Below are 25,900 nucleotides of genomic sequence, written 5' to 3'. Positions count from 1 at the left end.
TGACTGGTGGGACGTCTGCGGTGCGCACGACAGCGACGATCCCCGGCCGAGAGGCCGACGAGGAGCCGCCCGGGGCGGCGGTCCGCGCGGTCCCGGACGAGCTCCCGGACGCGGCCCCTGACCCGGTCGTCGACGGGAGCAGCCAGGCGCAGGACGACGCGCCGCCGGATGAGCTGCCGGCCGACGGCGCGGCGTCGGAGGGCGTGTCCGCCCCCCGCGGACGGCGGAGACTGCGGGGGGCGGGCATCCGGGAGCGGCGCCGGCAGCAGACCAGGGGGCGGATCGTGGACGCCGCCGCGGAGCTGTTCGCCGAGCGGGGCTTCGACGCGGTCAGCGTGGTGGAGATCGCGCAGCGGGCAGGCGTGGTGGAGAAGACGGTCTTCAACCACTTCCCGGTCAAGGAGGGCCTCGTCTTCGAGGCCGACCCGCCGATGCGTGCGGCGCTGCTCGACGCCGTCCGCCGCCGGCCGGCCGGCGAGTCGGTCACGGCCGCGGCGGGCAGCTTCGTCGTCGCCGCGGTGAGCATGCTCGGCTGCCCGGAGGCGGCGGCCGGCGTCACCGAGATGGCACGGGTGATCCGCGGCAGCCGCACGCTGCAGGTGCGCGAGCGGGAGATCCTCGACGGGCTGACCACCGCGCTGGCCGAGCTGATCGCCGAGGAGACGCGCGCCGTCCCGGGGGCGCTGGAACCGTGGCTGACCGCGCACGCGGTGACCGGGCTCTACGCCGCACTGCTCGACCTGGCCCGCGACAGGGTGCTCGCCGGCGAGTCGGGGACGGCGCTGACCGAGGTGCTGCGTGCTCGCGGCGAGCGCGGCCTGGCGCTGCTGCAGTTCGGCCTGGCGGGCTACGCGAAGAAGCCGCGCTAGACCTGGAGGGCCTTGAGCAGCTGGGTGCCGCGGTCGCCGGGGATGTCCGGGTCCTGGGTGAACAGGGCGACGGCGACCATGTACTCGTCGTCGCCGGCCCAGCCGCGGCCCTCGGCGCACAGCCGGCGGATGTGCTCCCGGACCTTGGGCTCGCCGCTGTAGGGGCCGTAGTCCAGGCCCATGGCCAGGAAGTTGGCGACGCGGTAGCCGAGGTCGCCCGCCGTCAGCACCGTGCCGACCGGGTCGGAGTAGCTCGCGACGGCGCAGATCACGTTCGGGTAGCCGGCCTTGAGCAACTGCAGCACGAGGTCGTTGCCGTGCACGCCGCCCCACAGCTCGGGCATGAGGATGTCGCGGTCCGGGGCGGGGATGTAGGGCGGATTGGCGATGACCGTGCCGACCGCGGGTCCACCGGCCGCGTCCGCGGAGTCGAAGAAGTCACCGAGCTCGACGGTGTACCGGTCGGCCACTCCCCGCTCGGCGATGTTGCGCCGGGCCCTCTCCACCGACGGGGCGCTGATGTCGTAGCTGCGCACCCGCAGGTCGGGCAGCGCCCTGACCACGTCGGCGATCGCGGAAGCGTCGCCGGTGCCGAGCTCGACGACCCCGCCGTCGGCCCAGGCGAGCTGCTGCCGGTACTGCTCGAGCAGCATGCAGACCGAGAAGCCGTAGTGCGCCGACTCGTCGGCCGAGGAGAAGCAGCTCACGACCGCGACCTACCCCGGCGGTAGCGGAACTACGCCGCCCGTCACCCGCTCGGGCGCGCCGCGACGGCGAGCAGCTCACGGGCGTGCGCCTGCCCGGTGTCGCTGTCGGCCAGCCCGGAGAGCATCCGGGCGAGCTCGCGCACGCGGTCCTCGCCGTCGACCGCCCGGATGTCGGTCGCGGTCACGCCGCCCTCGGTGTCGGGCGACTTGTCGACCACGAGGTGGGTGTCGGCGAAGGCGGCGACCTGGGCCAGGTGGGTGACGACGACGACCTGGTGGTCGCGGGCCAGCCGGGCCAGGCGGCGGCCGATCTCGCCGGCCGCCTGCCCGCCGACCCCGGCGTCGACCTCGTCGAAGACCATGACCGGCACCGGATCGGCGCCGGCGAAGACCACCTCGATGGCGAGCATGACGCGGGAGAGCTCACCGCCCGAGGCGCCCTTGTGCACCGGCCGCGGCGGGGCGCCCGGGTGCGGCGCGAGCAGCAGGGCGACCTCGTCGAGACCCTCGGGCCCGGGGTCGTCGGGATCGGTCTCGATGGAGAACGAGACGCGGGCGCTCTTCATGGCCAGCCCGGCGAGCTCGGCGCCGACCTCGGCGGCGAACCCCTCGGCGGCGGCGTGACGGCCCGCGGTGAGCCGGCGGCCCAGCTCGTCGACCTCGGCGCGGGCGGCGTCGCGCTCGGCGGCCAGCTTCTCCAGCGTCTCGTCGGAGACGTCGAGCTCGTCGAGCCGCCGGCGGGAGTCCTCGGCCCAGCGCAGCACCCCGGTCAGGCCCTCCCCCACCTCGGCGTACTTGCGCACCAGCGCGGTGAGCGCGGCCCGCCGGTCCATCACCTCGGCCAGCCGGGCGGGGTCGGCGTCGAGGTCGGCGACGTAGGTGCCGAGCTGGACGGCGACGTCGGAGACGACGCTGACCGCGTCGGCGAGGTCGTGCGCGAGCAGCACCAGCGTGGGGTCGTCGGAGCCGGCCAGGGCCCGCTCGGCGACGGCGAGGGCGGCCGTGGCGTCCTGCGGGGCCTCGTCGACGCCGAAGTCGCCGGTGACGTCGCCGATCAGCGCGAGCCGGGCCTCGTCGGCGGCGGCGCGCAGCGCGTCGGCGTCGGAGAGCCGCCGGGCGAGCGTGTCGAGGGCGTCGTCCTCCCCCGCCTCCGGGGCGACCGCGTCGATCTCCTCCAGGCCGTGCCGCAGCACGTCGGCGGCCTGGGCGAGCTCGCGGGCCTGCTTCTGCCGGCGGTCGAGGTCGGCGGTGAGCTCGCGCCAGCGCGCGTGGGCGTCGCGGTAGCGCTGCAGCGTGGCGAGGTGGTCGGGGCCGGCGTACCGGTCGAGCGCGCGCCGCTGCTCGGCCGGGCGGGACAGCCGCAGCTGGTCGGTCTGCCCGTGGACGGCGAGCAGGCCCTCCGAGAGCTCCGCGACGACGCCGACCGGCACGCTGCGACCGCCCAGGTGCGCCCGGGAGCGGCCCTCGGCGGTGACCGTGCGGGCGAGGATCAGGCTGCCGTCGTCGTCCGGTTCGCCGCCGGCCTCGGCTGCGCGCTCCCAGACCGGGGAGTCCCCGGGCAGGACCAGCCGGCCCTCCACCCCGGCGCGGCCGCCGGCGCGGACCCGGCCGGGGTCGGCGCGGCCGCCGAACAGCAGCGTGAGCCCGGTGACCACCATGGTCTTGCCGGCGCCGGTCTCGCCGGTGACCACCGTCAGGCCGGGGCCGAACTCGAGGGTGGCCTCGTCGATCGCGCCGAGGCCGCGGATGTGCAGCTCGGTGAGGGCGCCGAGCGACTTCTTCTCAGTCGTCGTGCGCGACGGCACCGCTCACCTCCTCCGCGCTCCGGTCCCCGTCGGCGCCGACGATGTCGCGGGTCAGCACGTTCGGCGGCGGCAGCTCGTGGCCGGGCCCTTGGTGGTGCTGGCGGGGCCGGCTGTCGCGGAAGCCGCGGACCGGCAGGCCGAACTTGGCCACGAGCCGGTCGCCGAAGCTGGCGGAGTGGACGCGGGCGATGCGCACCGAGCGGTCGGCGCGGCGGACGTCGACCCGGCCGCCGATCGGCACCTCGATCGCGCGGCGGCCGTCGGCGGAGACCCGGGCGCGGTTGCCGTCGGCGGGCACCGCGACGGACAGGACGGAGTCCGGCGAGGTGACCAGCGGGCGGGCGAACAGCGCGTGCGCGTTGGTCGGCACGAGCAGCAGGGCCTCGACGTCGGGCCAGACCACGGGCCCGCCGGCGGAGAACGCGTAGGCGGTGGAGCCCGTGGGGGTGGCGCACAGGACGCCGTCGCAGCCGAAGCTGGTCAGCGGCCGGCCGTCGATGGAGATGACGACGTCGAGCACGCGGGAGCGCTCGGTCTTCTCGATCGAGGCCTCGTTGAGCGCCCAGGTGCCGCCCACGGAGCTGCCGTCGGCGTCGAAGACGTCGACCTCGAGGGCCAGGCGCTTCTCGACGGCGTACTCGCAGCGCTCGATGGCCAGCAGGGTCTCCTCGACCGCCTCGGGCTCGGTCTCGGCGAGGAAGCCGACCCGGCCGAGGTTGACGCCCATGAGCGCGGCGTGGGTGTAGCGGGCCAGCTCGGCGGCGCGCAGGAACGTGCCGTCACCGCCGAAGACCATGACGATCTCCGCCCCGCGGGCCGCCTCGGCGTCGGGTGGGACGACCTCGGCGCCGTCGATCGCGAGCGCCTCGGCCTCGTCGTCGAGCACGCGCACGGTGATGCCGGCGCGCTGCAGGCGGGCGGCCGAGCGCTGGGCGAGCTCGACGATGTCCTGCCGGCCGGTGTGCACCGCGAGCAGCACGTGCCGCCCCCGGCCCGGGGTCCAGCCGCTCTCGTTCACCGTCTCCTCCTCGGTCACTGCGGTCCCTCCTGCACGGCCCGGCGGACGTCGTCCTCGCGGAGCGGGGCGGCGTCGCGACGCAACCACAGGAAGAACTCCACGTTTCCTGCGGGACCGGGCAGCGGGCTGGCGACGACGCCGGCGCTGCCCCAGCCCAGCCCCTGCGCGGCTTCGGCGACCTCCAGGACGGCGGTCACCCGGTGCTCGGGGTCGCGGACCACGCCGCCGGCGCCGAGCCGCTCCCGGCCGACCTCGAACTGCGGCTTGACCATGGGCAGCAGGTCGGCGCTCTCGGTGGCGCAGGCGGTCAGCGCCGGGAGGACCAGCCGCAGCGAGATGAAGGACAGGTCGGCGACGACCAGGTCGGCCGGGCCGCCGATCGCCTCGGGCGTGAGGGTGCGCACGTTGGTGCGCTCGTGCACCTGCACCCGCTCGTCGGTGCGCAGCGACCAGGCCAGCTCGCCGTAGCCGACGTCGACGGCGACCACCTCGCGGGCGCCGCGGCGCAGCAGCACCTCGGTGAACCCGCCGGTGGAGGCGCCGGCGTCGAGCGCCCGGCGGCCCGCGACCGGCACGGCGAAGGCGTCGAGCGCGCCGAGCAGCTTGTGCGCGCCGCGGGAAACCCACGTCGGGGTGTCGGGATCGGTGCGGACGACGACCGGCGTGCCCGCCTCGACACCGGTGGCCGGCTTGGTCGCCGCCTGCCCGGAGACGGCCACGCGACCCTCGGCGATGAGCGCGACGGCGTGCTCGCGCGAGCGGGCCAGGCCCCGGCGCACGAGCTCGGCGTCGAGTCGGCTGCGGCGGGGCATCAGAGCTGGTCGATCGTGCCGAGCTCGCGCTTCAGGCGCTCGTGCTCGTCCTCGAAGGCCTGGACGTGCTCGGCGACGGGGCGCTCCGCCAGGCCGGCGAACCGGTCGTCGCCGGAGGCCTCGTCCGCGGGCGCCGGCGCTCCCCCCGGGGCGTCGGACGGGCTGGGCTCGGTCATGCGATCGAGGTTACCGGCCGGGACCGACGGGCACGGGGCCACGGACGGACCGTTACGGTCGCCCGCAGGTACGGATGGGAAAGCCGAGGTGGGACCCGTGGCGACGATCGAGGAGTGCATGACGGCGTTGCAGGGGGTGCTGGGCCCGATCGCCGCGCACAAGGCGACCCAGGGCATCGACCGCACCGTGTCGTGCCGCTTCCCCGACCTCGGCCAGGCGGTCCTGGGCCGGCTGCACGACGGCACCTTCTCGGACCTCAAGGCGGTGGAGGTGGCGGACATGCCGCGCGCGGACGTGCGGCTGACGATGGACAGCGACGTCCTGCTCGCCATGACCGACGGCCAGCTGTCGTTCCCGAAGGCGATGCTGGCCGGGAAGGTCAAGGTCGAGGCGCCGCTCAAGGACATGTTCCGGCTGCGTTCGGCGTTCTGACCCGCCCGCTCAGGCGAGGCGCCAGCTCTCCAGGGCCCGCCGGGCGTCGTCGTCCTCGGCGGTGACCTGCGCTGCGGCGCCCTCGTCGGGGTGCGCCGTCCAGTGCGCGACGCACAGGGCACGCAGTCCGTCGAGGCCGTCGTCGTCCGCCTCGGCGCCACCGCGGCGACGCAGGGCGAGCCGATCGCCGCCGGACCGGGCGATCCAGGCACCGCACCGGTGGCCGCCCTCCTCAGCGACGACCGCCGGGTGCGCGACCAGCAGCCCCGCGGCATCGGCGGCGAGAAGGTCGGGCCGGTGGTCGGGCCGCGCCGCCAGGAGCGCGGCCGGGTCGGTGACCCCGGTGAACACCAGCAGGCTGGCCGCGCCGGCACGGGCGGCGCCCTCGATGTCGGTGTCGAGCCGGTCGCCGACGACGAGCGGCCGCTGCGCGCCGGTGCGGCGCACGCACTCGGCGTGCATCGCCGGGTCGGGCTTGCCGGTGACCATGGGCTCCTGGCCGGTGACGTTCCGGACGACCGCGACCATCGCGCCGTTGCCGGGCAGCGGCCCGCGCGGGGACGGGATGGTCGAGTCGGCGTTGGTGGCCACGTGCCGGGCGCCGTTGCGGACGGCGACGACCGCCTCGGCCAGCTGCAGCCAGCCGACCTCGCGGCCGTAGCCCTGGACCACCGCCCGGGGGCGGTCCTCGGCCCGCTCCACGACGGTGAGCCCGGCGGCGCGAAGCGCCGCGGCGACGCCGGGGCCGCCGACCGGCAGCACGGGGGCGTCGGCGCCGAACTGCTCCGCGACCACGGTGGCGGCGGCCATCGCGCTGGTGATGACGTCGGAGGCCTGCGCCGGTACGCCCAGCTCGGCCAGGTGCTGCGCGACGTCCTCGGGGGTGCGGGCGGCGTTGTTGGTCACGAACCCCAGCCGCATGCCCGCCTTGCGCGCGTCGGCCAGGGCGTCGGGCACCCCGGGCACGGCGTCGGGACCGACGTAGACGACGCCGTCGAGGTCGAGCAGCGCGACGTCGAAGGCCGTGGCCGGTGGCCGGCTGCTGCCCGACGCGAGCGTGGGTGTGCGCGCGCCGGTCACGCCGGACCCGCCGCGCGCCGGGCGCGGACGCCCCGCAGCGCCCGCTCGTAGTGGCCGAGGTCGGGGCGCATCGCCACGGCCAGCGCGAGGTGCTCGGCGGCGACGGTGAGCTCCCCCGCACGGCTGGCCGCCAGCCCCAGGCCGAAGTGGGCGTAGTCGTCGGTCGGGTTGACCGCGATCAGTTCCCGGAAGGACGCGATGGCCTCCTCGTAGCGCCCGGCGTCGTACTGCGCCCGGGCGAGTGCCTCGCGGACGCTGCGCGAGCCCGGCTCGGCCTCGGCCACGCGGGCGAGCAGCGTCGCGGCGGCGTCGGGATCACCGCTGCCGAGCAGCTGCAGGCCGCGTTGGTACCACTCGTAGACGCCCCCCTCCGGGGTGCCTGCCTCGGACAACCGCTGCCCCTCCCGCTGTGGCTGACGCACCCCGGCGGCGAGGAGCGGGACGCTCCTACGATCGCCGTTGTGCTCTCGTCGTCGGCGGATGCCCGGTCGCCCCAGGCGACGGGTCTGGATCTGCGCCCCTTTCGGGCCCTGACCTACCGTCGGCGAGACCCCGAGCACCTGGCCCGGGTGAGTTCGCCAGCCTACGACCTGGTGACCCCGGCGAGCCGGGAGCGCCTGGCCGACGCCGACCCGCACAACATCGTGCGCCTCATCCTCCCCGGCGTCGAACCAGGCCGGGACGGCGACGAGCCGCCGGCAGTCCGATCGGCGGCGCTCTCCGCGCGGACGCTGCGGGCGTGGCGGGACGAGGGCGTGCTCGTGCAGGACGACGCGCCGGCCTTCTGGCTCTACGAGCTGCGGCCGGCCGGCGCCCCGGCGACGGTGGGCTGGCTCGGCGCCGTGGGGCTGCCCGCTGGGGGCTCGCGCGCGGTGCTGCCGCACGAGGACACCTACCCGGTCGCCGTCGAGGGCCGCCGGGCGCTGCTGGCGGCGACCAGGACCGACCTCGAGCCGATCGTCCTGGCTCACGACCCGGACCCGGCCATCGCGGAGCTGACCGGCTCGGCGCAGCAGGAGCCGCCCACTCTGGAGCTGGAGGACGCCGACGGCGTCCGGCACCGGCTGTGGCGGGTGACCTCCCCGGCGGTGATCCGCCGGCTCGCCGAGGCCTTCGCCCGGACCGGCGCGGTCATCGCCGACGGCCACCACCGCTTCGCCGCCGCGCAGGCCCATGCCCGTGCGAGCTCGGGCCGGCCGGGTGACGACGCGATCCTGGCGCTGCTCACCCCGATGGGTCCCGGCGGGCTGCGGGTGGAGGCGATCCACCGGGTGGTGCCCGACCTGCCGCTGGACGAGGCGACGCGATGGGCGGCCGCCGGCTTCCGGGCCGACGCGCTGCCCGGCGACGCGGCCGTCGTCGACGTCGCCGCCCGGTGGCTGGCCGACCCCTCCGCGTCGGGCTTCCTGCTGACCGACGGCGCCCGGGTCGTGCAGCTGAGCGAGCCCACCGCCGAGGTGTCGGCCTCGGTGCCACCGGAGGCGCCGGCGGCCTGGCGACGGCTCGACGTCGTGCTGGCCCACCACGGGCTGTTCGCGCACCTGTGGGGACGGCCCGACGAGCCCACGTCGGTGCTGGTGGCCCACGACGTGCCCGAGGCGCTCCGGCTGGCCGGCGAACGCGGAGGGACCGCTGTCCTCCTGCAGGCGCCCTCCCCCGCCGACGTGGCGGCGGTCGCCCGCGAGGGAGCGCGGATGCCGCGCAAGTCGACGCTGTTCGTGCCCAAGCCGCGCACCGGCCTGGTGCTCCGCCCGTACGACGACTAGTTCAGGCCGACCGGGCATCGGTGGTCCCCGCGCGGGTGACCTTTCTGCCCTTGCGGCAGTTCACCTCGTAGACCGACGCCTTGCCCGTGGGGGTGCGCCAGAAGCGGCGCTGCAGGGCACCCTCGACCTCGATCACGTCGTCGGGTTGCCACAGCGTGGCGCGCCGCTGCAGCGCCCGGTCGTAGGTGATGCAGGCCAGCACGTCCACGGCACTGCCCCGGCTCCGGGGCTCCGGTCTGCGGATGATCAGCCGGAAGGTCACCAGTGCGTCCCCGCTCGGCAGGGTGCGCACCTCCGCGGGGGCGGACAACCGCCCCCGCAGCAGCACGTCGTTGCGGTCGATCACAGCCACGCTCATGCGCCGAGCCTGTCCGGCGGTGGGCCGTCGTCCCAGGCCTGCCGGAGATCTGTGGACGCGCCTGTCCGGTGTGGACGGCCGCGACGGTTTCGTCAGTCGCTCGTGCTGCGGGGTTCGGCCTCCGGGTGCGCGAGCGGGTGGTCCTCGCCGAGCAGCTCGGCCACCTCGCGCTCGACGTCGTCGTCGAAGTCCAGCTCGGGCTCCTCGGCGGCCGGCAGCTCGTCCTCGACCTCGATCTCCTCCTCGGAGAAGACGACCTGGGGCCCGCGTCCCGTACCGGCGACGTCGTCCTCGTCCACGGCGGCGATGGCCGCAGCCCACTGCTCAGCCCGCTCGACCTCCCCGAGCTCGTCGAGCAGGTCGGCGTAGGCAGCGGCCAGCCGGAGGCGACCGGGGTCCTCGGCGCTCAGCCCCTCCGGGACGCGAGCGCCGCCGAGGGCGTCCTCGAGCACGAGGCGGGCGGCGGCCTGCTCGCCCAGATCGCGGCGAACCCCTGCCTCGACAAGCCGCAGCTCGAGCAGCTCGTCCGCCTGAGGAGCGGACTCGAGCGCCTCGGCCACCAGGCGCAGCGCCACCTCCGGGCGGCCCATGGCGCGCTCGCAGTCGGCGAGGACGGCGCGGTAGCCCTCGTCGCCGGTCATCCGCCGGTAGGCGCGCAGCTCCCGTGCCGCCTCGGCGTAGTCCCCGGCGTGGTAGGCCGCCACCCCGACGGCCTCGCGGACCGCGGCCACCCGGGAGGCCCGGTCGCGGGCCGCACGGGCGTGCGCCAGCGCGGTCTCGGGGTCCTCGTCGACCAGGGCGCCGGCCACCACGAGGTGCCGTGCGACGCGGTCGGCGTTGCGCGACTCCAGGCCGCGCAGCGCGGCGCGCACGGAACCGTCGAGCTCCTTGGGGTCGGCCCACTCCGGGATCTCCGGCCCGGCGGGGATGGCCCCACGAGGGGACTGGTCGCGCGCCGCGCCCGTGTCGCGTCCGCGGCGGTCGTCGGAGGGACGCCGGTCCCGCCACGACGGCTTGCCGCGAGACCCGCCGTCCGCGCGGGGCCGGTCCTCGTGGGGCCGACGAGGACGGTCACCGTCGCGCTGGGGACGCCCCTCGGAGGGACGGCGCTCGCGCCGGTCCCCCTGCTCGGCGTCCGGACGGCGCGATCGCGCTCCGGCAGGCGACGAGCCCGAACGGCGGTCCGTGGAGCGCTGAGGGCGGTCGCCGTCGCGCTGGGGACGTCCCTGCGAGGGACGACGGTCCCGCCAGTCACCCTGCTCCGAGCCGCCCTCCGACCGGCCGCGATAGCCGCCCGTCGGGCGCTGCGGCCGCTCACCGTCGCGCTGGGGACGTCCCTGCGAGGGACGACGGTCCCGCCAGTCACCCTGCTCCGAGCCGCCCTCCGACCGGCCGCGATAGCCGCCCGTCGGGCGCTGCGGCCGCTCACCGTCGCGCTGGGGACGTCCCTGCGAGGGACGACGGTCCCGCCAGTCACCCTGCTCCGAGCCGCCCTCCGACCGGCCGCGATAGCCGCCCGTCGGGCGCTGCGGCCGCTCACCGTCGCGCTGGGGACGTCCCTGCGAGGGACGACGGTCCCGCCAGTCACCCTGCTCCGAGCCGCCCTCCGACCGGCCGCGATAGCCGCCCGTCGGGCGCTGCGGCCGACCGCCGGATCCGGCCCGGTTCGAGCGGCCGGCGGAACTTGAGCCCCCGCGGGCACCTCCGCCCTGCGGGCCGCCCCGTCGGGACGGGGAGCCGCCGGAACCTCGTCGCGGAGCAGTCATGACGTGTGGGTACCTCATCGGTCAAGGGCGTATTCGCCGGGAACGGACACGAGAAAGATGCCGGACAAACCAAAATGGGGGCCGGAGCAAATCGCTCCGACCCCCATTTCAGAAAGTATGTCCGGCGGCGTCCTACTCTCCCACCCCGTCTCCAGGGCAGTACCATCGGCGCTGAGAGGCTTAGCTTCCGGGTTCGGAATGTGACCGGGCGTTTCCCTCTCGCCATGGCCGCCGTAACGCTGTGAACCTGTCAAACACCGCAGACCCGTTACCGGGTGTGGGTTTGTGGGTTCAGAACCGCACAGTGGACGCGAGACACGATCGAGAAGAATGTGTGTGTGGTAAGTCCTCGGCCTGTTAGTACCGGTCAGCTGCACACCTTGCGGTGCTTCCACCTCCGGCCTATCAACCCGCTGGTCTGGGCGGGGGCCTTACCCCATCGAGTGGGTGAGAGACCTCATCTTGAAGCGAGCTTCCCGCTTAGATGCTTTCAGCGGTTATCCCTGCCGAACGTAGCCAACCAGCAGTGCACCTGGCGGTACAACTGGCACACCAGAGGTTCGTCCGTCCCGGTCCTCTCGTACTAGGGACAGCTCTTCGCAAGTCTCTTACGCGCGCGGCGGATAGGGACCGAACTGTCTCACGACGTTCTAAACCCAGCTCGCGTACCGCTTTAATGGGCGAACAGCCCAACCCTTGGGACCTACTCCAGCCCCAGGATGCGACGAGCCGACATCGAGGTGCCAAACCATCCCGTCGATATGGACTCTTGGGGAAGATCAGCCTGTTATCCCCGGGGTACCTTTTATCCGTTGAGCGACACCGCTTCCACATGCCGGTGCCGGGTCACTAGTCCCAGCTTTCGCTCCTGCTCGACCCGTCGGTCTCGCAGTCAAGCTCCCTTGTGCACTTGCACTCGACACCTGATTGCCAACCAGGCTGAGGGAACCTTTGGGCGCCTCCGTTACATTTTGGGAGGCAACCGCCCCAGTTAAACTACCCACCTGACACTGTCCCTGATCCGGATCACGGACCGAGGTTAGACATCCAATTCGACCAGAGTGGTATTTCAACGGCGACTCCACGGACACTGGCGTGCCCGCTTCACAGTCTCCCACCTATCCTACACAAGCCGAACCGAACACCAATATCAAGCTGTAGTGAAGGTCCCGGGGTCTTTCCGTCCTGCCGCGCGTAACGAGCATCTTTACTCGTAGTGCAATTTCGCCGAGCCTGTGGTTGAGACAGCTGAGAAGTCGTTACGCCATTCGTGCAGGTCGGAACTTACCCGACAAGGAATTTCGCTACCTTAGGATGGTTATAGTTACCACCGCCGTTTACTGGCGCTTGAGTTCTGAGCTTCGCACCCGAGGGCACTAACCCGTCCCCTTAACGTTCCAGCACCGGGCAGGCGTCAGTCCGTATACATCGTCTTACGACTTCGCACGGACCTGTGTTTTTAGTAAACAGTCGCTTCTCACTGGTCTCTGCGACCCCCCACCGCTACCCCGCGCGCGGCGGTTCACAGCAGAGGGTCCCCCTTCTCCCGAAGTTACGGGGGCATTTTGCCGAGTTCCTTAACCACAGTTCGCTCGATCGCCTCGGTATTCTCTACCTGACCACCTGAGTTGGTTTGGGGTACGGGCCGCTCGGAACTCGCTAGAGGCTTTTCTCGGCAGCATAGGATCATCCCATTCGCCTCATTCGGCTATGCGTCAGGCCTCACCCACAATGTCCGACGGATTTGCCTATCGGACGGGCCACACCCTTGCACCGGTACTACCACTCACCGGGAGGACTACCTTCCTGCGTCACCCCATCGCTTGCCTACTACCAGTCCGGGTCCCGCGCTCCCCGATCTTGGCTCGAAAGCCGCGACCGGTTCGGGCGGTTAGCATCGCTGGGTCCGGCATGGGCGCTCCTTCGCGGGTACGGGAATATCAACCCGTTGTCCATCGACTACGCCTGTCGGCCTCGCCTTAGGTCCCGACTCACCCTGGGCGGATTAGCCTGGCCCAGGAACCCTTGGTCATCCGGCGGGGGAGTTTCTCACTCCCCTTTCGCTACTCATGCCTGCATTCTCACTCGCGTGGCGTCCACGGCTGGATCCCTCCGCCGCTTCACCCACCACACGACGCTCCCCTACCCACCCCAGCCCCTGGCCGGCCCATACGAGGACCGGCGGAGTACTGCTGGAGTGTCACGGCTTCGGCGGTGTGCTTGAGCCCCGCTACATTGTCGGCGCGGAACCACTTGACCAGTGAGCTATTACGCACTCTTTCAAGGGTGGCTGCTTCTAAGCCAACCTCCTGGTTGTCTCTGCGATCCCACATCCTTTTCCACTTAGCACACGCTTAGGGGCCTTAGCCGATGATCTGGGCTGTTTCCCTCTCGACTACGAACCTTATCGCCCGCAGTCTCACTGCCGCGCTCTCACTTACCGGCATTCGGAGTTTGGTTGACGTCAGTAACCTGGTAGGGCCCATCAGCCATCCAGTGCTCTACCTCCGGCAAGAAACACGCGACGCTGCACCTAAATGCATTTCGGGGAGAACCAGCTATCACCGAGTTTGATTGGCCTTTCACCCCTACCCACAGCTCATCCCCCAGGTTTTCAACCCTGGTGGGTTCGGTCCTCCACGCGGTCTTACCCGCGCTTCAACCTGGCCATGGGTAGATCACTCGGCTTCGGGTCTAGAGCACGCGACTATCCTCGCCCTGTTCGGACTCGCTTTCGCTACGGCTACCCCCCACGGGTTAACCTCGCCACGTACCGCTAACTCGCAGGCTCATTCTTCAAAAGGCACGCAATCACCCCGCCAGGTAACCCCGGCTAAGGCTCTCACGGCTTGTAGGCACACGGTTTCAGGTACTATTTCACTCCCCTCCCGGGGTACTTTTCACCTTTCCCTCACGGTACTCGTCCGCTATCGGTCATCAGGGAGTATTCAGGCTTAGCGGGTGGTCCCGCCAGATTCACACCGAATTTCACGGGCTCGGTGCTACTCGGGAAAACATCCGGGAGGACTCGGGTTTTCGTGTACGGGGCTCTCACCCTCTGCGGCGACCCCTTCCAGAGGCCTTCCACTAACCACGAGTCTTTCTCACTCCCCGCCCGGCCGGCAGACCGAACTGGATGCTCCCACAACCCCGACCACACAACCCCTGCCGGGTATCACATGCGACCGGTTTAGCCTCAATCCGCTTTCGCTCGCCACTACTCACGGAATCACGGTTGTTTTCTCTTCCTGTGGGTACTGAGATGTTTCACTTCCCCACGTTCCCTCCACACGCCCTATGTGTTCAGGCGCGGGTCACACCACATGACTGGTGCGGGGTTCCCCCATTCGGACACCCTCGGATCAACGCTCGGTTGGCAGCTCCCCGAGGCTTATCGCAGCCTCCCACGTCCTTCATCGGCTCCTGATGCCCAGGCATCCACCGTGTGCCCTTAACAACTTAACCAACACACAACAAACAACTCGACAAAAACCAGCCGACACCCTCTTTTGAAAAAAAGACGATGCGGCCGGTCAAAGATGCTCGCGTCCACTGTGCAGTTCTCAACCAACAAACAGCCACCACCCCCCACCGGCCCCACCAGACCCGGACCCCCCACAAGGGGCCGGCGCTGTGAGACCAGGGATGGTCCTGCGTCAAGGGAAACAGTCCGCTCCCTCAGGACCCAACAGCGTGCCTACGGACCCGGACTGCACCCCGCCCGCGCTCCACGCCCGATCCCCGAAGGAACCGCGGCAGTACTAGCGGGCCGGCCACAGCCGGACATCCGAACTGGTCAGCGTTCCACCCTCGAGCACCACCCAGACAACCCGCGGCGGATCGGAGTGATCCACCGTCTTCGTTCTGGCATGGGTCTGCACCGACCAGGAGAACCCCGGCCGGCCAGCTGCTCCTTAGAAAGGAGGTGATCCAGCCGCACCTTCCGGTACGGCTACCTTGTTACGACTTCGTCCCAATCGCCGATCCCGCCTTCGACGGCTCCCTCCCACAAGGGGTTGGGCCACCGGCTTCGGGCGTTACCGACTTTCGTGACGTGACGGGCGGTGTGTACAAGGCCCGGGAACGTATTCACCGCAGCGTTGCTGATCTGCGATTACTAGCGACTCCAACTTCATGGGGTCGAGTTGCAGACCCCAATCCGAACTGAGACCGGCTTTTTGGGATTCGCTCCACCTCACGGTATCGCAGCCCTTTGTACCGGCCATTGTAGCATGTTTGCAGCCCTAGACATAAGGGGCATGATGATTTGACGTCATCCCCACCTTCCTCCGAGTTGACCCCGGCAGTCTCCCATGAGTCCCCACCATTACGTGCTGGCAACATGGAACGAGGGTTGCGCTCGTTGCGGGACTTAACCCAACATCTCACGACACGAGCTGACGACAACCATGCACCACCTGTGCACGACGCCAAAGGCACCCCGCATCTCTGCGAGATTTCCGTGCATGTCAAGCCTAGGTAAGGTTCTTCGCGTTGCATCGAATTAAGCAACATGCTCCGCCGCTTGTGCGGGCCCCCGTCAATTCCTTTGAGTTTTAGCCTTGCGGCCGTACTCCCCAGGCGGGGCGCTTAATGCGTTAGCTGCGGCACGGAGACCGTGGAATGGCCCCCACACCTAGCGCCCAACGTTTACGGCGTGGACTACCAGGGTATCTAATCCTGTTCGCTCCCCACGCTTTCGCTCCTCAGCGTCAGTATCGGCCCAGAGACCCGCCTTCGCCACCGGTGTTCCTCCTGATATCTGCGCATTTCACCGCTACACCAGGAATTCCAGTCTCCCCTGCCGAACTCCAGTCCGCCCGTATCGACTGCAGACCCGAGGTTGAGCCTCGGGATTTCACAGCCGACGCGACGAACCGCCTACGAGCTCTTTACGCCCAATAATTCCGGACAACGCTTGCACCCTACGTATTACCGCGGCTGCTGGCACGTAGTTGGCCGGTGCTTCTTCTGCAGGTACCGTCACTTGCGCTTCGTCCCTGCTGAAAGAGGTTTACAACCCGAAGGCCGTCATCCCCCACGCGGCGTCGCTGCGTCAGGCTTTCGCCCATTGCGCAATATTCCCCACTGCTGCCTCCCGTAGGAGTCTGGGCCGTGTCTCAGTCCCAGTGTGGCCGGTCACCCTCTCAGGCCGGCTACCCGTCGTCGCCTTGGTAGGCCACTACCCCACCAACAAGCTGATAGGCCGCGGGCCCATCCCCAGCCGGAAACCCTTTCCACCACCAGACCATGCGGTCAGCGGACATATCCGGTATTAGCCCCAATTTCTTGGAGTTATCCCAGAGCCGGGGGCAGGTTGCCCACGTGTTACTCACCCGTTCGCCACTAGGACACCCCCCGAAGGAGGGCCTCGTTCGACTTGCATGTGTTAAGCACGCCGCCAGCGTTCGTCCTGAGCCAGGATCAAACTCTCCGTAGATGATTTGATCGCGGCTGAGAACCAAGAGCTAGCACTCTTGATGTCAATCAACCAAAGGAATCCCCACCGGGCCATCCAAAAGACGACCCGGCATCGGGGGTTTGTTACTTGGCACTGACTTTCGGCACGCTGTTGAGTTCTCAAGGAGCGGACGCGCACCAACTCGACCCTCACGGGCTTCGTCGATGGCGACTTCTCGAAGTGGCGCCCCGCGGCGGGCCGGCCCTCGGGCCGTCCCGGCGGCCACCCTCAGGCGGTCTCGCGCGGCGCAGAGGCAAAGTTACGTGCGCCCGGGACCGGTGTCAAACCGCTTGGGCGGTGACGCCGGACACCCCTTCCGGAACAGGATCGTCATGCCCCGCGGACGACGCCGGCGACGTTGCGCCGCCCCCTGCGGAGCACCAGCCAGCCACCGGCCAGCCAGTCGGACTCGGCAGGCACCGCGTCGGCGTCGGTCACCCGCTCGTTGTTCAGGTAGGCGCCGCCCTCTTTCACCGTGCGCCGGGCCTCCGAGAGGCTCCTGACCAGGCCGGCCCGCTGGAAGAGCTGGGCGATCGTGGGCGTCTCCCCCGCCGTCAGCTCGAGGACACCGGCCTCGCGCAGAGCGGCGCCGAGCGTCGCCGGGTCCAGCGTGGCCAGGTCATCCCGCCCGAACAGCGCCCGCCCCGCCGCCTCCGCGTGGCGCAGCTCCTCTGGGCCGTGCACCAGCAGCGTCAGCTCCTCGGCCAGCGCCCGCTGCAGCCCACGGGCGGCCGGGTGCTCCAGCGACTCCGTGAGCAGCGCGTCGATCTCGTCGGCCGGGCGTTCGGAGAACAGCGGCAGCCAGGCGCGGGCGTCGACGTCGTCGATGTTGAGCCAGTACTGGAAGAACGCGTACGGGCTGGTGAGCTCGGGGTCGAGCCAGATCGTCGCGCCCTCGGTCTTGCCGATCTTCTTGCCGTCGGACGTGGTGATCAGCGGCGTGGCCAGGGCATGCGCGCTCACTCCCTCGACCCGGCGGATCAGGTCGACGCCGGCGGTGATGTTCCCCCACTGGTCCGACCCGCCGGACTGCAGCGTGCAGCCGTGCCGGCGGTGCAGCTCGAGGAAGTCGTTGGCCTGCAGGATCTGGTAGCTGAACTCCGTGTAGCTGATGCCGGCGTCGGAGTTCAGCCGGGCCGACACCGCCTCCTTGGCCAGCATCCGGTTGACCCGGAAGTGCTTGCCCAGGTCGCGCAGGAAATCGATCGCCGACAGCGGCGCCGTCCAGTCCAGGTTGTCGACGTAGATCGGCGCGCGCAGGCCGTCCCGCTCGGCGGGCAGGTCGAGGAACGGCGCGACCCGGCGGCGGATGCGGTCCACCCAGCCGGCCACGGTCTCCTTGGAGTTGAGCTGGCGCTCCGAGGAGGGGCGCGGATCGCCGATGAGCCCGGTGGCCCCGCCGACGAGGACGATCGGCTGGTGCCCGGCCCGTTGCAGGGCGCGCAGCACCATGAACTGCAGCAGGTGCCCCACGTGCAGGCTCGGCGCCGTCGGGTCGAAGCCGCAGTAGTACGTGACCGGGCCGTCGGCGAGGTGCTTGCTGAGCGCCTCCTCGTCGGTGCTCAGGGCGATGAGCCCGCGGCGGTGCAACTCGTCGATCACGTCGTTCACGGGACACCATCCTGCCCGGCCCTGCCGCGGCGAGGCTTCCCGCCCGCCCGGAACACGCTCACCGAGGGCGCGGCGGTCTCCCAGAACCGCCACGGCAGGTCGGTCGCGACCGAGATCCCCACACGGGGGCCGACCGACACCGACGAGGGCGCCGTCCCCCGGTGCAGCCGCACGGACGACGACGGCGACAGCAGGTCGGCGTCCTTGTCCTCGGGCCCGATCGCCAGCGTCTGCGTCAGCCGGGCCGGCCCACGAGCGAGGTCGCGGGCGGCGCGAGCCGCCGGCCGCCGGGCGCGGGCGAGAGACTCCCCCACCACGACCTCACCGGCCCGCAGCAGCACCGCCGAACCGACGCCGGGCGGCCCGACGACGACGTTCGCGCACCAGTGCACGCCGTAGCTGAAGTAGACGTACAGCTTCCCGGGCGGGCCGAACATGATCTCCGCGCGCGGTGTCGGGCCGCGGTGGGAGTGCGCGGCCGGGTCCATGCCCTCCCCGGAGTACGCCTCGACCTCGGTCAGCCGGACCGCGACCGTCCCGTCGAGGCGGTCGGTCACCAGCCAGCAGCCGAGCAGGGTCGGCGCGACCTCGTCCGGCTTCCCGAGCAGGTCGGCCGGGGTCAGCAGCGGGCCGATCAGAGCGCCATCACTCACAGAGCCCCAGCCACGGGCGAGGTGAGCGCCCAGTCCGCGTGCTCGGTGGCCAGCGTCTTCAGCGAGGCCAGCTGCCCGGCCACCCTCTCCGGCGCCGTCCCGCCCCGGGCCTTGCGGGCGGCCAGCGCACCCGGCACGGACAGCACCGAGCGGACCTCCGGCGTGAGCCGCTCGTCGATGCCGGCGAGCTGGTCGTCGTCCAGCTGGTCGAGCTCGAGGCCGGCCTCCTCGCAGAAGGCCACCATCGAACCCGAGATCTCGTGCGCCGACCGGAACGGCACCCCCTGGCGCACCAGCCACTCGGCGACGTCCGTGGCGAGGGCGAAACCGGACGGCGCCGCGGCCTCCAGCACCTGCGGGCGCAGGGTCAGCGTGGCGATCATCCCGGTGACCGCGGGGAGCAGGAGCAGCAGCTGCTCCATGGAGTCGAAGACCGGCTCCTTGTCCTCCTGCAGGTCGCGGTCGTAGGCCAGCGGCAGGCCCTTGAGCATGGTGAGCAGGCCGGTCAGGTTGCCGACGAACCGGCCGGACTTGCCGCGCGCCAGCTCGGCGATGTCGGGGTTCTTCTTCTGCGGCATGATCGACGACCCGGTCGCCCAGGCGTCGTCGAGGCGCGCCCAGCCGAACTCGGTCGACGTCCAGAGCACGACCTCCTCCCCCAGCCGGGAGAGGTGCACCCCGATCAACGCTGCGGCGAAGCAGAACTCGGCGGCGAAGTCGCGGTCGCTGACCCCGTCGATCGAGTTGTCCGTCGCCCGGTCGAAGCCGAGCTCGGCGGCGACGGCATCGGGGTCCAGCGGCAGCGACGACCCGGCCAGCGCGCCGGAGCCGTAGGGGCTGACCGCCGCGCGGCGGTCCCAGTCGCGGAGACGGTCGACGTCGCGGGCCAGGGAGTGCGCGTGCGCGAGCAGCTGGTGGGCGATGAGCACCGGCTGGGCGTGCTGCAGGTGCGTCATGCCCGGGGCGGCGACGTCGGCGTACCGCTCGGCGAGCCCGACCAGCGCGTACTCCAGCGAGGAGAGCTCGGCGACCAGCGCGCGCACCCAGTGCCGCAGGTACAGCCGCAGGTCGGTGGCGATCTGGTCGTTGCGGCTGCGGCCGGCCCGCAGCTTGCCGCCCAGAGCGCCGAGCTTCTCGGTGAGCCCGCGCTCGAGCGCCTCGTGCACGTCCTCGTCGGACTCGACGGCCACGAACGTCCCGGCCGCGACCTCGTCGGACAGCTCGCGCAGCGCGCCGAGCATCTTCTCCAGCTCGTCGTCGGCGAGCAGGCCGGCGCGGTGCAGCACGCGGGCGTGCGCGCGCGACCCGGCCAGGTCGAACGGGGCGAGCTTCCAGTCGAAGTGGGTCGACTTGGACAGCGCCGCCATCGCCGGCGACGGCCCGCCGCCGAAGCGTCCGCCCCAGAGCCGGGTCTCGTTGGCCCCTGAGGTCACGCGTCTTCCTCCAGGTCGTCCTTGAGTTCGGGGTACACGGCGGGCGTCCGCGCGGCGAGGGCCCGCAGCCGCTCGGCCAGCGCCGGACCGCCGTCGGGCTCGCGGGCGATCACCAGCACGGTGTCGTCCCCGGCGATGGTGCCCAGGACGTCGGGCAGTCCCACCTTGTCCAGCGCCGAGGCGAGGAACTGCGCGGCGCCCGGGGGCGTGCGCAGGACGGCGAGGTTCGCGCTGCCCTCGGCGCTAGTGAGCAGGTCGGCCAGCAGCCGGGTCAGCCGCGCGGGCGCGGTCTGCGCCGGGCGCAGCGGGGCGTTCTCCGGCGGCAGCACGTAGGACGCCGGGACGCCGTCCGAACCGCGCAGCTTGACCGCACCGAGCTCCTCCAGGTCACGCGAGAGCGTGGCCTGGGTGACCTCGATGCCCGACTCGGCGAGCAGCGCCGCGAGGTGGGTCTGCGAGGTGACCGCCTGCGCCTCGATGAGCTGGCGGATCCGCGCCTGCCGGGCCGAGCGGGTCAGCGCAGCGGTCACGATCGCTCCAGCAGCCAGACCAGCAGGGCCTTCTGCGCGTGCAGCCGGTTCTCCGCCTCGTCCCACACCGCGCTCTGCGGCCCGTCGATCACCTCGGCGGCGATCTCCTTGCCGCGGTAGGCCGGCAGGCAGTGCAGGACGACGGCGTCGTCCGCGGCCCGGGCGACCGCCTTCTCGTCCACGGCGTAGGGCAGGAACGGCGCGATGCGGGCGTCGTACTCGTCCTCCTGGCCCATGGAGACCCAGGTGTCGGTGGCCAGGACGTCGGCGCCGTCGACCGCGGCGGCCGGGTCGGCGGTCCAGGCCACCGAGCCGCCGGTCTCGGCGGCGACCTCGGCCGCCCGCTTCAGGACGTCGGCGTCGGGCTGGTACTCCTCCGGCGAGCCGATCCGCACGTGCATGCCGGCCGTGGCGCCGCCGAGCAGGTAGGAGTGCGCCATGTTGTTGGCGCCGTCGCCGAGGTAGGTCAGCGACCGGCCGGCCAGCGAGCCCTTGCGCTCGATGACGGTCTGCAGGTCGGCCAGGATCTGGCACGGGTGGTACAGGTCGGTGAGCGCGTTGACCACCGGCACCCGGCTGACCGAGGCCATGGCGTCGAGCCGGTCCTGGCCGAACGTGCGCCACACGATCGCGGCGACCTGGTGGTCGAGCACCCGGGTGGTGTCCTCGACCGGCTCGCCGCGGCCGAGCTGGCTGGAGCCGGCGTCGATGACCAGCGGGTAGCCGCCCAGCTCGGCGACGCCGACGGAGAACGAGACCCGGGTGCGGGTCGAGGGCTTGTCGAAGAGCACCGCGACCGACCGCGGGACGCCGTTGGGGGCGGCCAGCGGCGTGGGCGCCTCGGCGGTGAACCGGGTGCGCTTGAGCTCGGCGGCCAGCGCCAGGACCTCGGCCTGCTCGGCCGGGGTGAGGTCGTCGTCCTTGGTGAAGTGCCGGGTCACTGGGTCTCCAGAGCGCTGTCGAGGGCGGCGGGCAGGGTGGCGACGAAGGCGTCGACCTGCTCGTCGGTGAGGACGAGGGGCGGGGCCAGGCGGAGCACGTTCGGTGCGACCGCGTTGGTGAGGAATCCGGCCGCGCGCAGGTTCGCCTCCAGGGCAGCGGCGACGTCGGCGGTGAGGACGACGCCGAGCAGCGCACCCCTCCCCCGCACGGACGCGATGCCGGCGTGGCCGAGCCCCTCGATACCCGCGGTGAAGCGGTGCTCGAGCTCCTTGGCCCGCTCCAGCAGACCCTCGTCGCGGATCGTGTCGAGCACGGCCAGCGCGGCGGCCGCGGCGATCGGGTTGCCGCCGAACGTGGAGCCGTGCGAGCCGGCCTGCATCAGCTCGGCCGCCTCGCCGAAGGCCAGCGTCGCCCCGAGCGGCAATCCGCCGCCGAGCGCCTTGGCCACGGTGATCAGGTCGGGCTGCAGCCCGTCGGCCTGGTGGGCGAACCAGTGCCCGGTGCGGCCGGTGCCGGTCTGCACCTCGTCGACGGCGAACAGCGCGCCGGCGTCCTTCGCCGCGGCGGCCGCGGAGGCCAGGTAGCCGGCGGGCGCCGGGACGACGCCGCCCTCCCCCAGCATCGGCTCGAGCAGCACCATCGCCGTCTGCCCGCCCACCGCGGCGGACAGCGTGTCGGGGTCGCCGTAGGGCACGTAGGACACGCCGCCGGGCAGCGGGGCGAACGCCGCGGCCTTCGACGGCTGCCCGGTCAGCGCCAGGGCGCCCATCGTCCGGCCGTGGAAGGCGCCCTCGGCGGTGATCACCTGGGGACGGCCGGTCAGCCGGCTGATCTTGAACGCGGCCTCGTTGGCCTCGGCGCCGGAGTTGCAGAAGAAGACCCGGCCGGGCCGCCCGGCCAGCTCGAGCAGCCGCTCGGCCAGCGTCACGCCCGGCTCGTGCATCGCCAGGTTGGAGACGTGCCCGAGGGTGGCGGCCTGCGTGGAGATCGCCTCGACGACCTTGGGGTGGGCGTGGCCGAGGATCGTGGTCGCGATGCCGCCGAGCAGGTCGGTGTACTCGCGGCCGTCGACGTCCCAGACCGTCGCCCCGGCGCCGCGGGCGAGCGCGACCGGCGGCGTCTTGTAGTTGCTCATCATCACCGCGGACCAGCGGGACGCCAGCTCCTCCGTCGTGGTCACTGCGCTGGCTCCTTCCCGGCCGGGACCACCATGGTTCCCGTGCCCTCGGTGGTGAACATCTCGAGCAGCAGGGCGTGCGGGGTGCGCCCGTCGACCACGGTCGCGCGGTTCACCCCGCCCTCGACCGCCCGCAGGCAGGCGGCCATCTTCGGGATCATCCCGGCGTCCAGGGTCGGCAGGATCTCGGCCAGCTCGGTCGCGTCGATCTGCTGCACCAGCGAGTCGCGGTCGGGCCAGTCGGCGTAGAGCCCCTCGACGTCGGTGAGGACGACGAACTTCACCGCACCCAGCGCGACGGCGACCGCGGCGGCCGCGGTGTCGGCGTTGACGTTGTGCACCACGCCGTGGCTGTCCGGCGCGACGCTGGCGACGACCGGGATGTGCCCGGCGTCGATGAGCGCGGTGATCGGTGAGGGGTCGACCGCGATCACGTCGCCGACCAGGCCGATGTCCACCGGCTCGCCGTCCACGACCGCCGTCGTCCGGGCCGCGGTGAACAGGCCGCCGTCCTCACCGGACAGGTGCACCGACAGCGCGCCGTGCTGGTTGATCAGGCCGACGATGTCCGGCCCGACCTGGCCGGTGAGCACCATCCGGACGACGTCGATCGTCTCCGGTGTGGTCACCCGCAGGCCGCCGCGGAACTCGCTGGGGATGCCGAGCCGGGTGAGCATCTCGGTGATCTGCGGGCCGCCGCCGTGCACGACGACCGGCTTGATGCCGCAGGTGCGCAGGAAGACCATGTCCTCCGCGAACGCGCGCCGGCAGTCCTCGTCGATCATCGCGTGCCCGCCGTACTTCACGACGACGACGTTGTCGTGGAACTCCTTGAGCCACGGCAGCGCGCCGGTGAGGACGGCGACCTTGAGCGCGTCGCCCTCCGGGTCGTGCTTGCGCATCTTCCGGGAGGTGCCGATGCGCCGCCGCGGCGGGATCGCGTCGACGGCCACGTCGGGCGGGGTGGGGTCCTGATGGGTCATGAGGAGTAGGCCGAGTTCTCGTGCACGTAGGCGATCGACAGGTCGTTGGTCCAGATCGTCGCGATCTCCTCGCCAGCGTGGAGATCGATGTCGATCATGACCGACCGGCCGGTCAGGTCGACGCCCTCGCGCGGGTCGCCGATCGAGCCACCGCGGCAGACCGTCACGCCGTTGATGCTGACATCGACCTGGTCGGCCTCGAACGCCGCGTCGGTGGTGCCGATCGCGGCCAGCACCCGCCCCCAGTTGGGGTCGTTGCCGAACAGCGCCGTCTTGAGCAGGTTGTTGCGGGCACAGGCGCGGCCGGCAGTGAGCGCGTCGTCCACGGTCGCGGCGTTGCGCACGGTGATCGCGATGTCCTTGGTGGAGCCCTCGGCGTCGGCCAGCAGCTGCATCGCGAGGTCGGTGGCGGCCGCGGTCAGCGCCTCGGTCAGCTCCTCGGCCGTCGGGGTGGTGCCGCTGGCGCCGTTGGCCAGGGCGATGACCGTGTCGTTGGTCGACAGGCAGCCGTCGGAGTCGACCCGTTCGACGCTGACGCCGGTCGCCGTCTCCAGCGCCGCCTGCAGCGTCTCCCCGTCCACGACCGCGTCGGTGGTGAGGACGACGAGCATCGTGGCCAGGCTCGGCGCGAGCATGCCGGCGCCCTTGGCCATGCCGCCGACGGTCCAGCCACCCCCCGGACCACTGCGGGTCTGCACCGTCGTCTTCGGGACCGTGTCGGTGGTCATGATCGCGCGGGCGGCGGCGTCTCCCCCGTCGTCCGAGAGCTCCTCGACCGCGGCGCTGACGCCGGCGGTGAGCTTGTCCATCGGCAGCCGGACGCCGATCAGTCCCGTCGAGGCGACCGCGACGTCGATCGCGCCGAGCCCGAGCTCGGCGGCGAGGTGCTCGGCGGTGGCGTGCGTGTCCTGGAAGCCCTCGGGCCCGGTGCAGGCGTTGGCCCCGCCGGAGTTGAGGACGACGGCGCGCAGCCGGCCGTCGGCCAGCACCTGGCGGCTCCACTGCACCGGTGCGGCCGGGAAGCGGTTGGTGGTGAAGACGGCGGCCGCGGCGTCGTCCGGGCCGTCGTTGACGACGACGGCGACGTCCGGGTTCCCCGTGGTCTTGAGACCGGCGGCGACGCCGGCGGCCCGGAAGCCCTGCGGTGCGGTGACGCTCACGGCGCGACCCCCACGAGCGGCAGGCCGGTGGTCTCGGGCAGGCCGAGGGCGAGGTTGGCGCACTGGATGGCCGCTCCCCCGGTGCCCTTGGTGAGGTTGTCGACGGCGGCCACGACCACCAGCCGGCCGGCGTCGGGGTCGACGGCGACCTGCAGCGCGACGGTGTTGGCGCCGAGCACCTGCGCCGTCGTCGGCCACTGGCCCTCGGGCAGCAGGTGCACGAACGGCTCGTCGGCGTAGGCCTTGGTGTAGGCGGCCCGGGCGGCCTCGGCGTCCGTGCCCGGCGTCAGCGGCGCCGAGCAGGTGGCCAGGATGCCGCGGCTCATCGGCACCAGCGTCGGGGTGAAGCTGACGGTCACGTCTCCCCCGGCCGCGAGCGACAGGTTCTGCACCATCTCGGGCGTGTGCCGGTGCACCCCGCCGACGCCGTAGGCGCTGACCGAGCCCATGACCTCGCTGCCGAGCAGGTGCGGCAACGCCTTCTTCCCGGCACCGCTGGTGCCGGAGGCCGCGACCACGACGACGTCCGGCGTCACCAGGCCCGCGGCGAGGGCCGGGGCCATCGCGAGGGTGACCGAGGTCGGGTAGCAGCCCGGGACGGCGATCCGGCGGGCACCGGTGAGCTGCTGCCGCTGCCCGGGGAGTTCCGGCAGGCCGTAGGGCCAGGAGCCGGCGTGCTCGCCGCCGTACCAGCGGGCCCACGCGGCGGGGTCGTTGAGCCGGTGGTCGGCGCCGCAGTCGATCACGAGGGTGTCGTCGGGCAGCTGCGCGGCGACCGCGGCGGACTCGCCGTGCGGCAGCGCGAGGACGACGACGTCGTAGCCCGCGAGCGCGGCCGGGTCGCTGGGCTGCACCTCGAGGTCGGCGAAGGGCAGCAGGTGCGGCTGCAGCTCGCCCAGGCGTCGGCCGGCGCTGGAATTGGCGTGCACCCCGGCCAGCCGGAGGTTCGGGTGTCCGGCCAGCAGCCGGCACACCTCCCCGCCCGCGTACCCGGTGGCGCCGGTGACCCCGACCGTCCACGTCTCCGAACTCACGATGCATGACCATACACAGCCATGCATGACCGTGCATCGCCCGGGGGTGCAGGCATGGGAAGCCATACGTGTGTCTCAGCGCTCAAAACGCAGGTATCGCTTCCCATGCCTGGCTGCGCCACTTTG

The 25,900-nt window shown here is 71.9% G+C and carries 21 protein-coding genes and 3 rRNA genes; 3 read left to right on the top strand and 21 right to left on the bottom strand.

From position 1 onward, the window contains the following. The first annotated feature begins 20 nt into the window (after nt 1-20). Nucleotides 21-869 carry a TetR/AcrR family transcriptional regulator gene (locus GGQ55_RS21655; RefSeq protein ID WP_366489953.1) on the top strand — a complete coding sequence of 283 codons (849 nt, stop codon included), beginning with the start codon at nt 21-23 and terminating at the stop codon, nt 867-869. Here GGQ55_RS21655 and GGQ55_RS21650 read toward each other — a convergent pair. From GGQ55_RS21650 to GGQ55_RS21630, 5 genes are read right to left on the bottom strand one after another with little or no spacing between them, the layout of a single operon-like run. Beyond that, a complete protein-coding gene (locus tag GGQ55_RS21650; protein WP_179720311.1) occupies nt 866-1,576 on the bottom strand; it encodes a class I SAM-dependent methyltransferase in 711 nt (236 codons plus the stop codon). The genes GGQ55_RS21655 and GGQ55_RS21650 overlap by 4 nt on opposite strands. A gap of 41 nt (nt 1,577-1,617) precedes the next feature. Continuing rightward, nucleotides 1,618-3,381, bottom strand: a complete 1,764-nt coding sequence (gene recN / locus GGQ55_RS21645; protein ID WP_366489951.1) for a DNA repair protein RecN — start codon at nt 3,379-3,381, stop codon at nt 1,618-1,620. Continuing rightward, nucleotides 3,359-4,417, bottom strand: a complete 1,059-nt coding sequence (locus GGQ55_RS21640; RefSeq protein ID WP_366489949.1) for an NAD kinase — start codon at nt 4,415-4,417, stop codon at nt 3,359-3,361. The genes recN and GGQ55_RS21640 overlap by 23 nt, the downstream gene beginning before the upstream one ends. Further along, the gene (locus GGQ55_RS21635; RefSeq protein WP_179720309.1) at nt 4,414-5,211 is read right to left on the bottom strand and encodes a TlyA family RNA methyltransferase; all 798 of its coding nucleotides are present in this window, start codon (nt 5,209-5,211) and stop codon (nt 4,414-4,416) included. Before GGQ55_RS21635 ends, GGQ55_RS21640 begins: the two co-directional genes overlap by 4 nt. Beyond that, a complete protein-coding gene (locus GGQ55_RS21630) occupies nt 5,211-5,387 on the bottom strand; it encodes a hypothetical protein (protein ID WP_179720307.1) in 177 nt (58 codons plus the stop codon). Before GGQ55_RS21630 ends, GGQ55_RS21635 begins: the two co-directional genes overlap by 1 nt. Nucleotides 5,388-5,484: 97 nt before the next feature. On the opposite strand from GGQ55_RS21630, the gene GGQ55_RS21625 reads away from it, so the two are divergent. After that, entirely contained in the window at nt 5,485-5,820 is a 336-nt protein-coding gene (locus GGQ55_RS21625) for an SCP2 sterol-binding domain-containing protein (RefSeq protein WP_179720305.1), read from the top strand. 9 nt (nt 5,821-5,829) lie between these two features. Here the strand turns inward: GGQ55_RS21625 and GGQ55_RS21620 are convergent, their stop codons facing one another. Together GGQ55_RS21620 and GGQ55_RS26540 are read right to left on the bottom strand one after the other, a co-directional pair. Next, nucleotides 5,830-6,900 carry an HAD-IIA family hydrolase gene (locus GGQ55_RS21620; RefSeq protein WP_179720303.1) on the bottom strand — a complete coding sequence of 357 codons (1,071 nt, stop codon included), beginning with the start codon at nt 6,898-6,900 and terminating at the stop codon, nt 5,830-5,832. Continuing rightward, nucleotides 6,897-7,292, bottom strand: a complete 396-nt coding sequence (locus GGQ55_RS26540; RefSeq protein WP_218859373.1) for a tetratricopeptide repeat protein — start codon at nt 7,290-7,292, stop codon at nt 6,897-6,899. The genes GGQ55_RS21620 and GGQ55_RS26540 overlap by 4 nt, the downstream gene beginning before the upstream one ends. Nucleotides 7,293-7,469: 177 nt before the next feature. Here GGQ55_RS26540 and GGQ55_RS26535 point away from each other — a divergent pair, with 177 nt between their 5' ends. Next, entirely contained in the window at nt 7,470-8,666 is a 1,197-nt protein-coding gene (locus GGQ55_RS26535) for a DUF1015 family protein (protein ID WP_366489945.1), read from the top strand. A gap of 1 nt (nt 8,667) precedes the next feature. On the opposite strand, the gene GGQ55_RS21605 is transcribed toward GGQ55_RS26535, so the two are convergent. The 14 genes from GGQ55_RS21605 to argC all read right to left on the bottom strand — a co-directional run bounded on the left by GGQ55_RS21605 (nt 8,668) and on the right by argC (nt 25,774). Beyond that, entirely contained in the window at nt 8,668-9,024 is a 357-nt protein-coding gene (locus GGQ55_RS21605; RefSeq protein WP_179720297.1) for a single-stranded DNA-binding protein, read from the bottom strand. 92 nt (nt 9,025-9,116) lie between these two features. Then, nucleotides 9,117-9,896, bottom strand: coding sequence for a tetratricopeptide repeat protein (locus GGQ55_RS21600; RefSeq protein ID WP_179720295.1), 780 nt, complete (start codon nt 9,894-9,896; stop codon nt 9,117-9,119). Between the two features lie 1,013 nt (nt 9,897-10,909). Beyond that, nucleotides 10,910-11,026 (bottom strand): 5S ribosomal RNA (rrf, locus tag GGQ55_RS21595). A 102-nt stretch (nt 11,027-11,128) separates the two neighbouring features. Continuing rightward, nucleotides 11,129-14,255, bottom strand: a 23S ribosomal RNA gene (locus tag GGQ55_RS21590). Nucleotides 14,256-14,708: 453 nt separating this feature from the next. After that, nucleotides 14,709-16,230, bottom strand: a 16S ribosomal RNA gene (locus GGQ55_RS21585). Together the 16S, 23S and 5S rRNA genes form the textbook arrangement of a ribosomal RNA operon. Nucleotides 16,231-16,581: 351 nt before the next feature. Then, nucleotides 16,582-17,862 (bottom strand): tyrosine--tRNA ligase, encoded by a 1,281-nt coding sequence (tyrS, locus tag GGQ55_RS21580; RefSeq protein ID WP_179720293.1) that lies wholly within the window; start codon nt 17,860-17,862, stop codon nt 16,582-16,584. Next, nucleotides 17,859-18,515 (bottom strand): DNA-3-methyladenine glycosylase, encoded by a 657-nt coding sequence (locus GGQ55_RS21575; RefSeq protein ID WP_366489942.1) that lies wholly within the window; start codon nt 18,513-18,515, stop codon nt 17,859-17,861. The genes tyrS and GGQ55_RS21575 overlap by 4 nt, the downstream gene beginning before the upstream one ends. Then, entirely contained in the window at nt 18,512-19,948 is a 1,437-nt protein-coding gene (gene argH, locus GGQ55_RS21570) for an argininosuccinate lyase (RefSeq protein ID WP_179720291.1), read from the bottom strand. Before argH ends, GGQ55_RS21575 begins: the two co-directional genes overlap by 4 nt. Beyond that, on the bottom strand, nt 19,945-20,478 hold the full coding sequence (locus GGQ55_RS21565) for an arginine repressor (RefSeq protein ID WP_179720274.1): 534 nt from the start codon (nt 20,476-20,478) through the stop codon (nt 19,945-19,947). The genes argH and GGQ55_RS21565 overlap by 4 nt, the downstream gene beginning before the upstream one ends. Continuing rightward, entirely contained in the window at nt 20,475-21,419 is a 945-nt protein-coding gene (gene argF / locus GGQ55_RS21560; protein ID WP_179720272.1) for an ornithine carbamoyltransferase, read from the bottom strand. The genes GGQ55_RS21565 and argF overlap by 4 nt, the downstream gene beginning before the upstream one ends. Then, complete coding sequence (locus GGQ55_RS21555; protein ID WP_179720270.1) at nt 21,416-22,600, bottom strand: acetylornithine transaminase; 1,185 nt, start codon at nt 22,598-22,600, stop codon at nt 21,416-21,418. The genes argF and GGQ55_RS21555 overlap by 4 nt, the downstream gene beginning before the upstream one ends. Then, nucleotides 22,597-23,580: an acetylglutamate kinase gene (gene argB / locus GGQ55_RS21550; RefSeq protein WP_179720268.1), complete on the bottom strand. Its 984-nt coding sequence runs from the start codon at nt 23,578-23,580 to the stop codon at nt 22,597-22,599. The genes GGQ55_RS21555 and argB overlap by 4 nt, the downstream gene beginning before the upstream one ends. After that, a complete protein-coding gene (gene argJ / locus GGQ55_RS21545; protein WP_179720266.1) occupies nt 23,577-24,740 on the bottom strand; it encodes a bifunctional glutamate N-acetyltransferase/amino-acid acetyltransferase ArgJ in 1,164 nt (387 codons plus the stop codon). Before argJ ends, argB begins: the two co-directional genes overlap by 4 nt. Beyond that, entirely contained in the window at nt 24,737-25,774 is a 1,038-nt protein-coding gene (gene argC / locus GGQ55_RS21540; protein WP_366489938.1) for an N-acetyl-gamma-glutamyl-phosphate reductase, read from the bottom strand. The genes argJ and argC overlap by 4 nt, the downstream gene beginning before the upstream one ends. Nucleotides 25,775-25,900: the final 126 nt, after the last annotated feature.

Origin of the sequence: Petropleomorpha daqingensis, from assembly GCF_013408985.1 — a bacterium.
In the GTDB taxonomy this organism is placed as follows: Bacteria; Actinomycetota; Actinomycetes; order Mycobacteriales; family Geodermatophilaceae; genus Petropleomorpha; species Petropleomorpha daqingensis.
The sequence above is the reverse complement of the archived record's forward strand: the minus strand, read 5'-3'. Positions and strand labels throughout refer to the sequence as shown.

Coding starts and splice junctions, on each gene's coding strand:
- argB (WP_179720268.1), bottom strand. CDS start 23,580: ATGACCCATCAGGACCCCACCCCGCCCGACGTGGCCGTCGACGCGATC.
- GGQ55_RS21635 (WP_179720309.1), bottom strand. CDS start 5,211: ATGCCCCGCCGCAGCCGACTCGACGCCGAGCTCGTGCGCCGGGGCCTG.
- GGQ55_RS21605 (WP_179720297.1), bottom strand. CDS start 9,024: ATGAGCGTGGCTGTGATCGACCGCAACGACGTGCTGCTGCGGGGGCGG.
- GGQ55_RS21630 (WP_179720307.1), bottom strand. CDS start 5,387: ATGACCGAGCCCAGCCCGTCCGACGCCCCGGGGGGAGCGCCGGCGCCC.